Below are 8,636 nucleotides of genomic sequence, written 5' to 3'. Positions count from 1 at the left end.
GACCTCAGGGGACGGCGGGGGTGGGCCGGCCACCGCGCCGCCCACCACGCCGGCCACGGGGGTGGTGCGGGTGCGGCGTACCGGGGGGTTCGTGGGCGTGCCCGCCGAGGCCGACGTCGACCTCGCCTCCGACGACCCCCGGGTGCCCGAGCTGCGCGGCCTCGCAGCGCGCGTCGACGTCACCGCGGTCGCGGCCCACCAGCCGGCCCCCCAGCCCGACCGGTTCGTCTACGACCTCGACGTCTGCGGCGACTGCGCCCAGGTCGGGGAGCAGGCCCTCACCCCCGACCTGGCGCGCCTCGTCGAGCTCGTCCTGGACCTGGGCCACCGCTGACCCGGCCCAAACCTCCCGCTGACCCGGCGCAAATCACCCGCCGACCCGGCGCAAACTTCCCACCGACCCGGCCCAAACTTCCCGCCGACCCGGCGCAAACTTCCCGCCGACCGTCACCAGGCGTCTCCGGGCCGGTCCTCGCAGGTCACGTCGACCCCCAGGTCGGGCACCAGGGCGGGGTCGAGGCGCAGGATCATCAGACCGTCGTGCTCGCCGTCGGCGACGGTGCCGGCGGGGGAGCGGGTGTACGACGTGCCCCGCCAGCGCTCCCAGCCGAGCCGTTCGTAGAACCCGGTGGCCGCGCCGGTCGAGAGCATCGCGACCGGCCAGCGCGCAGCGATCTCGACCTGCAGCCGCTGCATGGTCGCGCGGCCGACGCCGCGGCCCTGGTGGTCGGGATGGGTGGCGACGGCCTCGACGTAGCCGACGCCGTGCCAGGTCCGGTCGAAGCGGATCCGTCGAGGGACGGCACTCGCGTGCGCGACCAGGTCGGGACCCGACCACGCCACGACGTGGACGCCGCCGTAGGCGTGGGACTCGTCGTCGTCACCGAAACGGCCGTCGAAGGCGAAGTCCCAGAGGGCGCGCAGGCGACCCCGCGTCGCCCGGTCGAGGTCGGTGCTGCCGACCGCGACCAGCTCCACGGTGTCCCCAGGTCAGCCCAGGTCAGCCCAGGTCAGGCCAGGGCGCGGGCCAGGGCGGCCTCGACGTGCAGGCTGGTCGAGCCGAGCACCGGGATGTTGGCGTCCGACTGGTGCACGAGGAGCTCGAGCTCGGTGCAGCCGAGGATGACCGCGCCGGCGCCGGCGTCCCACAGCTCGTCGACCAGCCCGACCATGGTGCGGCGCGACTTGGTGACCACGCGGCCGTGGACCAGCTCGTCGTAGATGATCCGGTTGACCGTCTCGTGGTGGTCGGGCTGCGGCACGTGCACCGTCAGCCCCCGCTCACGCAGCCGGTCGGTGAAGAACGAGCGCTCCATCGCGAAGGTCGTGCCGAGGAAGCCGACCTCCTTGACGTCGTTGGCCACGCAGGCGTCGGCGAGCACGTCGGCCAGGTGCAGCAGCGGGATGTCGACCGCCGCGGCGACCTGGTCGGCGACCCGGTGGAACGTCGTGGTGCACAGCATCAGGAAGTCGGCGCCGGCCCGCTCGACGCCCTGCGCGGCCGCGACGAGGAGCGCGGCGACCGCGTCCCAGTCCTCGGCCTCCTGCAGGGCCGTGACCTCCGCGAAGTCGACCGAGGCCATCACGGTGCGGGCCGAGTGGAGGTCGCCGAGGCGCTTCTCCACACCGGTGTTGAGGGCTTCGTAGTAGGCGGCGCTGCTCTCCCAGCTCATCCCGCCGATGAGTCCGATGGTCTGCACCGGCGCAGTCTCTCACGTCCGGACGAGCAGTCGGTCCCGCACCACCCACCGGTCAGTTCTGCACCGGCCACCGGTCACTCCTGCGCCCTGGCGGTAGATCTCGACACGCCTGTCACGGCCTCGTTCCTCGGCCGTGGGCTCGCTCGATCTCCACCGCTTCAAGCGTTCGCGAGCTCACGTCTGGCGGTAGATCTCGGCACGCCTGTCACGGCCTCGTTCCTCGGCCGTGGGCTCGCTCGATCTCCACCGCTTCAAGCGTTCGCGAGCTCACGCTTGGCGGTGGACCTTGTGCTGGGCGGCCTGGGCGCGGGGGCGGATGACCAGCTCGTCGACGTTGACGTGCGGGGGCCGGGTGACGACCCAGGCGATGGCGTCGGCGACGTCCTCGGCCACCAGCGGCTCGGCCACGCCCTCGTAGACCGCGTCGGCCTTCTCCTGGTCGCCCTCGAAGCGCACCAGCGCGAACTCGTCGGTGCGCACCATGCCCGGCGCGACCTCGCAGACCCGCACCGGCTGGTCGAAGAGCTCCAGGCGCAGCGTCTCGGTGACCACCTGGGTGCCGTGCTTGGCGGCGGTGTAGCCGGCGCCGCCCTCGTAGGCGATGCGGCCCGCCGTCGAGCCGACGTTGCAGATCACGCCGGCGCCCGAGGCGACCAGCGACGGCAGCAGCGCCTTGGTGACCTGCATCAGGCCGATCACGTTGACGTCGTACATCGCGCGCCACTGCTCGGCGTCGCCCTCGGCGACCGGCGCCGAGCCGAACGCGCCGCCGGCGTTGTTGACCAGCACGTCGAGGCCCGCCCGGCCGAGCTCGCCGGCGAGCTCGCCGACCCGGGTGGCCAGCGAGGCGACCGAGTCGGCGTCGGTGACGTCGCAGACGACGGCGGTGCCGCCGATCTCGGCGGCCAGCGCCTCGACCCGCTCGGCGCGCCGGGCCGCGCACACCACGTGGAACCCCTCCGCGCCCAGGCGCCGCGCGGTCGCGGCCCCGATCCCGCTGCTGGCTCCGGTCACGACGGCGAGGCGGCTGCTCATGGGCCACATTGTGGCGCAGCCCCCGCGGGCCTGGGACGATGGGCGCCGACTGGGTGCCGACCAGGTGAGAGGGGTCTGCTGTGGACAGGGGTACGACGCCCGCCGCCGTCGGCGGTGCGCTCGCCGCGCTGGTGGGCGGAGCGCTGTGGCTGCTGGCCTGGGCCGGGCCCGGCCCGCTCGCGTGGTGGCCCGGCGCGGCGCTCCTGGCCCTGGCGGCCGTGACCCTCGGCGCCGGCCTCGTCGACCGGGGCGCGGCCCCGCTGCGCCTGGTCGTGGGCGTCTGCCTCGCCGTGCTCTGCGTGGCGCTGCTCGCCGTCGTCGGTGGGCTGGCGGGCGCGGGCGGCTCCGCGTCGGTCGACGCTGTCGTGGGCGCGCTCACCGCGGCGCTCGGCGCGCTGGTGCTGGCCCGTGAGGTGCGGCGCCGCCGCCGCGACGACACCCCCGGCGGCGATCCCGAGCCGCCCGCCCCCGGCCGTGGCCGGCCGACCCGGGCGGCACGACCGGCGCCGGGGCGGCGCCGTACGGGTGGGGCGCACGCGGGCTGACGCCTGTCAGAGTTTCATCGGGCACCCGCTGGAACTCGCGTCACCAGCACGAAGGTTCGTGCGGGCGGCGCCAGTTCCGTCGGGGACCCGATGAAGCTCCCGCCCGCCCGACCACCACGGCGCCCGCCGACCCACCCCGCACCGCACCTACCCGACCTGGGGGAATCTTCGGGCGGCCCGGGGGGTTGAGCGACGAGGGCCCGGTGACGGGACCGGCAGACACACGGACGGAGGACTGCGTGAGCAGCCAGCACCGAAGCGAGCGCCCCGTGCGGCGCCTCGCGATGATCAGCCTGCACACCAGTCCTCTCGACCAGCCCGGCACCGGCGACGCCGGCGGGATGAACGTCTACGTCATCGAGCTGGCCCGCCGTCTCGCCGCCCAGGGCACCGAGGTCGACATCTTCACCCGCGCCACCTCCTCGGCGCTCGAGCCGGTGGTCGAGGCCCACGACGGGGTGCGGGTGCGCCACATCCACGCCGGTCCCTTCGAGGGGCTGACCAAGACCGAGCTGCCCGGCCAGCTGTGCGTCTTCGCCCGCGAGGTGCTGCGCACCGAGGCCGCCCACCCGGTGGGCCACTACGACGCCGTGCACAGCCACTACTGGCTCTCCGGGCAGGTCGGCGCGCTGGCCCGCGACCGCTGGGGCGTGCCGCTGGTGCACTCGATGCACACGATGGCCAAGGTCAAGAACGAGGCGCTCGCCGAGGGCGACACCCCCGAGCCGCAGGCCCGCGTCATCGGCGAGGAGCAGGTCGTCGAGGCCGCCGACCTGCTGGTCGCCAACACCGACCTCGAGGCCAAGCAGCTGATCAACCTCTACGACGCCCACGCCGGGCGGGTCGAGGTGGTCCACCCCGGCGTCGACCTCGACGTCTTCCGCCCCCGCGAGCGCGCCGACGTACGCCGCGAGCTCGGGCTGCCCGTCGACGCCGACGTGCTCCTCTTCGCCGGGCGCATCCAGCCGCTCAAGGGCCCCGACGTGCTGCTGCGCGCGGTCGCCGAGCTGCTGCGCCGCGACCCCGGCCGGCGCGAGCGCCTGGTCGTGCCGGTCGTCGGCGGCCCCTCGGGCAGCGGCCTGGAGCACCCCGACGCGCTCGCCACGCTGGCCCACGAGCTGGGCCTGGGCGACGTGGTGCGGTTCGTGCCGCCGGTCGCCCAGGCCGACCTCGCGCGCTGGTACGCCGCCGCCACGCTGGTGGCCGTGCCGTCCTACAACGAGTCCTTCGGGCTGGTCGCCGCCGAGGCGCAGGCGACCGGCACCCCCGTCGTCGCCGCGGCCGTCGGCGGGCTGACCACCGTGGTGCGCGACGGCCACAGCGGGCTGCTCGTCGAGGGCCACGAGACCGGCGACTGGGCCGACGCGATCGCGCGGGTGCTCACCGAGCCGCTGCTGGCCCAGCGGCTGCGCTCCGGCGCGGTGCTGCAGGCCAAGGGGTTCTCGTGGGAGGCCACCGCCGAGGCGATGCTCGGCGGCTACGAACGTGCCCGGTGGATGATGCGGCAGGAGGCCCTCGCATGAGCGACGAGCAGATGCGGACCCCGACCAGCCAGGAGCAGGAGCGCGCCGCCGAGGTGGTGCGGGCCTGGCTGGCCACCAACGAGATCGAGGCGCAGGAGCCCAGCACCGGGCTGTTCTCCTTCGCGCTGCCCGGCGAGAAGAAGCTGCAGACCCCCGTGCGTCTCGACGTCGGCGCCCACGCGCTGGGCGTGCACGCCTTCGTGTGCCGCAACCCCGACGAGAACCACGAGCGCGTGTGGCGTTGGCTGCTGGAGAAGAACCTGCGCCTGTACGCCGTCGCGTTCGCCGTCGACCGCACCGGCGACATCTACCTCGACGCGCGGCTGCCGCTGTCGGTGGTCGACGAGGCCGAGCTCGACCGGCTGCTGGGCTCGGTGCTGACCTACGCCGACGAGTCGTTCAACGCCATCCTCGAGCTCGGCTTCGCCTCCTCGATCCGCAAGGAGTGGGAGTGGCGCACGCTGCGCGGGGAGTCGACCCGCAACCTGGACGCGTTCCGCGGCTGGTTGGAGGCCGAGGACGGCACCAAGGACGGCACCGAGGACGGCACCGAGGCCGAGCAGGAGTCGACCGCCGACTGACCCCCGGCACCGACATACCCGAAGTGGGGTATGACGCGACCCCCCGCCGACCCGCAGCATCGTCGGGACGACGCTTCCAGTCGCGTCGGCGGGGAGGATGCAGGTGAACGCGAGCTCGATGTCCCGGCTCGTCGTGACCGCTCTCCTCCTGAGCGTCTCTCCCGTGGTGGGGGCCGCGGGAGAGACGCCTTCCGCCCCCGAGGTGGCCATCAGCGCCCCCGGTGACGGGCAGCGGGTCGCCACCGCCTGGAGCGGACCGGTCGTCGTGGAGGTCTCGCGCGGCGCGGCCGGCCACGACGGGCGCCTCAGCGTCGTGTGCCCCTCGAGCGGCTACGAGCACCACACCACCTTCAGCGCCCCCAGCGGCCGGGTCGGGGTCGAGGTCGCGCCCGTCGAGGCGCCGGCCTCCGACTGCACCGCCACCGCCCAGCTCGACCCGGTGGCGGGCGCCGCTCCCGGCGACGACCCGGGCGACGACTCGGGCGACGACTCGGGCGAGGGCCCCGCAGCGGCGGGCCCGAGCGACGGGGTCGCCTTCTCGGTCTGGCGCCCCGTCGCGTTCACCGACGCGCGCGTCAGCCCGGTCTTCTACCCCACCGTGCGCGACGGGTTCGCCGACACCGCCGAGCTGGTCTTCGACCTCTCGGCGCCCACCGACGTGGTGCTGCTGGCCTTCGACGTCGCCCGGGGCCGCGTGGTCACCGAGCGGCGGGCCGTGCTGGCCGCCGGGCCCGCGACCTGGGCCTGGGACGGCGGCAAGGGCAACCGGCGCCGCGCCAGCCTGCCCACCGGGCGCTACCTGCTGGCCGCCGTCGCCATCGACCCCGTCAGCGGGGACTCGGTGGCCGTCATCGGGGCCACCGAGATCGCCCGCCGCACCATCACCCAGCGCACCGTGCGCAGCGTGCCCGCGGTGCGGGCCGAGCGCAGCGCCCACGGCGCCTGCGCCACCGGGGCCGGCGAGGCGCGCGTGGTGCTGGTGTGCCGCGGCACCCGCACGTCGTGGGCCGAGCTGTCGGCGGTCGTGCGCGTGCCCCGCGACGCCCGCCTGCGCGACGCCCGCTCGCGCAACGAGAAGCCGTCGGCCGACGAGCGGCCCGGCCGGGTGCTGCACGACGTCGAGCGGCTCTCGCCGCGCCGCGCCCGCGTGAGCCTGCGCATCGACGGCCGCCGGGCCCTGGTCGTCGACGAGCTGTACGTCGAGTGGTCGCGGCGGGTGCAGCAGCGCCCGGTCGCGCCGGTGCCGGGCCGCGCCGGGATCGTCGCCGGCGAGGTCACCCGCGACCAGGGCGGCGACTGGGTCGTCGAGCTCGCCCCGCCGGGATAGTCCCTGACCTTTCGCGCCGCGACACGCGGGTGGGTGGTGTGGAACGTCAGGGACTTTCCCCCGCCCCGGCTCCAGAAGGCGCCGGCGGCACGCGTCAGAGGCGCACGTCGCCCGGGGGGACGGGCCGGCCGAGGTGGTAGCCCTGCGCCCAGCGGCAGCCCAGGGCGCGCAGGTGGGCCGACTGCAGGGCGGTCTCGACGCCCTCGGCGACGATCGTCAGGCCCGGGGAGGTCCGCAGCAGGCCCAGCACGGCGCGCAGCATCTCGAAGGCGGGCGCCGAGCCGCCGATCTCGCAGACCAGCGAGCGGTCGATCTTGACGGTGTCGACCGGCAGCTGCTGCAGCCGCGAGATCGAGGAGTAGCCGGTGCCGAAGTCGTCGATGCCCAGGCGCACCCCGAGCTCGCCCAGCGCGTCGAGGGCCGCGAGCACCTCGGGGTCGCCCGACATCGCGGCGCTCTCGGTGATCTCCAGCAGCAGCGAGGAGGCCCGCACGTCGTGCTGCTCGAGCAGGCGGGCCACGGCGGGCACGAACCCGGGCGCGCGCAGCTGCAGGGGCGAGACGTTGACGTGCATGGTCAGCGGGGTGGGCCGCTGCCAGGCGCGCAGCTGGGCCAGCGCCCGGTCGACGACCAGCAGGCCGAGCTCGCGCACCAGCCCGCTGCGCTCGGCGGCGGCCACCGCCACCAGCGGCGAGACGGCGCCGCGCTCGGGGTGGGTCCAGCGCAGCAGCGCCTCGACGCCACCGACCTCGCCGGTGGTCAGGTCGACGACCGGCTGGTAGGCCAGGGCCAGCTGCTCGGGGTGCTGGCGCAGCGCCCCGACCAGGTCGTCGACCAGCCGCAGCCGCCCCAGGTCGGAGCCGGTCCGCCCGGCCGGCCAGCAGGTGGTCGTGCCGGGGCTCTCCTGCTGGGCGCGCACCAGCGCCGACCTGGCGTCGCGCAGCAGCTGGGCGGCCTCGTCGCCGGCGCCCACGCGGCGTACGCCCAGGCTCACCACGGGCCAGGCCTGCTCGCCCCCGACCTCGACGAAGTCGCGCAGCGACTCCTCCGCGCCGGTGATCGCCGCGAGGGCCGGGTCGCCGGCCGGGCTCGGCTCGGCCGGGGACGGCACCGTGAAGACGAGCCCGCCCAGCGGCGAGACCCGCAGCACCCGCGCCGCGCAGCCGTGCCGGAGCCGCTCACCCAGGGTCGAGAGGACCTGCTCGAGCCCGTCGGTGCCGAAGCGCTCGAGCAGGTCGCCGGCGTTGGAGACGACGGCGCTGAGCACCGCCACCGGCCGCTCGGGCTGCTCCAGCAGCCACGCGAGGGTGGGCTCGGCGTCGCCGTCGCGGGAGGCGACCCGCAGGCCCGGACGCGGGTCGGCGGGCCGGGCGCCCGGCACGAGGCTGCTCGGTGCGAGGAGCCCGGGCCGCAGGGACCCTGGCTGCAGAGGGCCGGGCTGGAGGGGGCCGGGCTGGAGGGGGCCGGGCAGTGGCGCGAGGCTCACGACGCGGCGGGAGCCAGCGACCAGCGCATCCCCAGGCCACGGATGACGTCGACGAGCACCGAGCCGGCCACGGTGTGGGCGAGGTACGCCGCCGCCCCCAGGTCGTGCACCGCGTCGATCTCCTCGTCGTCGGCGTCGCGGCCCACCACGACCACCGGGATGTGCTGCAGCTCGGGCCGCTCGCGGCGCAGCCGGAGGAGGTCGAGCACCGAGCCGTCCGGGGCGCCGGCGCGCAGGTGCAGGTCGGCCACCACCACGGCCGGCAGCGGGTGCCGGGCCCGGTCCTGCCACGGGCCGCGGGCCAGCAGGTAGCGCGCCGCGTCGCTGCTGTCGTGCAGTCCTCGCACCGGGTTGGTCAGCCCGCCGCTCGCGAGGGTCGCGCGCACCCGCTGGGTGGCGGCGGGGGTCGCGGTGAGCGCCAGCACGGGGGGTGCGGCGG

At 75.7% G+C, this 8,636-nt stretch carries 10 protein-coding genes; 5 read left to right on the top strand and 5 right to left on the bottom strand.

Annotation, left to right across the window (positions count from 1 at the left end):
• The coding region (locus tag ABKW28_RS22235) for a protealysin inhibitor emfourin (RefSeq protein ID WP_348613380.1) at positions 1-334 on the top strand (334 nt) is incomplete at its 5' end.
• A gap of 113 nt (positions 335-447) precedes the next feature.
• Here the strand turns inward: ABKW28_RS22235 and ABKW28_RS22230 are convergent.
• From ABKW28_RS22230 to ABKW28_RS22220, 3 genes are all read right to left on the bottom strand, one after another.
• Positions 448-978: a GNAT family N-acetyltransferase gene (locus ABKW28_RS22230; RefSeq protein ID WP_348613378.1), complete on the bottom strand. Its 531-nt coding sequence runs from the start codon at positions 976-978 to the stop codon at positions 448-450.
• Between the two features lie 32 nt (positions 979-1,010).
• Positions 1,011-1,700, bottom strand: a complete 690-nt coding sequence (locus ABKW28_RS22225; RefSeq protein ID WP_348613376.1) for an amino acid racemase — start codon at positions 1,698-1,700, stop codon at positions 1,011-1,013.
• Positions 1,701-1,967: 267 nt separating this feature from the next.
• On the bottom strand, positions 1,968-2,735 hold the full coding sequence (locus ABKW28_RS22220) for an SDR family oxidoreductase (protein ID WP_348613374.1): 768 nt from the start codon (positions 2,733-2,735) through the stop codon (positions 1,968-1,970).
• 80 nt (positions 2,736-2,815) lie between these two features.
• Here ABKW28_RS22220 and ABKW28_RS22215 point away from each other — a divergent pair, with 80 nt between their 5' ends.
• The 4 genes from ABKW28_RS22215 to ABKW28_RS22200 all read left to right on the top strand — a co-directional run bounded on the left by ABKW28_RS22215 (position 2,816) and on the right by ABKW28_RS22200 (position 6,711).
• Complete coding sequence (locus ABKW28_RS22215) at positions 2,816-3,280, top strand: hypothetical protein (RefSeq protein ID WP_348613372.1); 465 nt, start codon at positions 2,816-2,818, stop codon at positions 3,278-3,280.
• A gap of 284 nt (positions 3,281-3,564) precedes the next feature.
• Positions 3,565-4,803: a D-inositol-3-phosphate glycosyltransferase gene (gene mshA, locus ABKW28_RS22210; protein ID WP_348613382.1), complete on the top strand. Its 1,239-nt coding sequence runs from the start codon at positions 3,565-3,567 to the stop codon at positions 4,801-4,803.
• On the top strand, positions 4,800-5,384 hold the full coding sequence (locus tag ABKW28_RS22205; RefSeq protein WP_348613370.1) for a YbjN domain-containing protein: 585 nt from the start codon (positions 4,800-4,802) through the stop codon (positions 5,382-5,384). Before mshA ends, ABKW28_RS22205 begins: the two co-directional genes overlap by 4 nt.
• A 103-nt stretch (positions 5,385-5,487) precedes the next feature.
• The gene (locus ABKW28_RS22200; protein ID WP_348613368.1) at positions 5,488-6,711 is read left to right on the top strand and encodes a hypothetical protein; all 1,224 of its coding nucleotides are present in this window, start codon (positions 5,488-5,490) and stop codon (positions 6,709-6,711) included.
• Between the two features lie 94 nt (positions 6,712-6,805).
• Here ABKW28_RS22200 and ABKW28_RS22195 read toward each other — a convergent pair whose 3' ends face one another.
• The gene (locus ABKW28_RS22195; protein ID WP_348613366.1) at positions 6,806-8,092 is read right to left on the bottom strand and encodes an EAL domain-containing protein; all 1,287 of its coding nucleotides are present in this window, start codon (positions 8,090-8,092) and stop codon (positions 6,806-6,808) included.
• Between the two features lie 101 nt (positions 8,093-8,193).
• A partial coding sequence (locus ABKW28_RS22190) for a hypothetical protein (protein WP_348613359.1) occupies positions 8,194-8,636 on the bottom strand: 443 nt, incomplete at its 5' end.

Source organism: Nocardioides sp. 31GB23 (genome assembly GCF_040012395.1).
Taxonomy (GTDB): domain Bacteria; phylum Actinomycetota; class Actinomycetes; order Propionibacteriales; family Nocardioidaceae; genus Nocardioides; species Nocardioides salarius.
Note: the sequence above shows the minus strand (reverse complement) of the source record. Positions and strands in the feature narration are given on the sequence as shown.

Coding starts and splice junctions, on each gene's coding strand:
- ABKW28_RS22205 (WP_348613370.1), top strand. CDS start 4,800: ATGAGCGACGAGCAGATGCGGACCCCGACCAGCCAGGAGCAGGAGCGC.
- ABKW28_RS22220 (WP_348613374.1), bottom strand. CDS start 2,735: ATGAGCAGCCGCCTCGCCGTCGTGACCGGAGCCAGCAGCGGGATCGGG.
- mshA (WP_348613382.1), top strand. CDS start 3,565: ATGATCAGCCTGCACACCAGTCCTCTCGACCAGCCCGGCACCGGCGAC.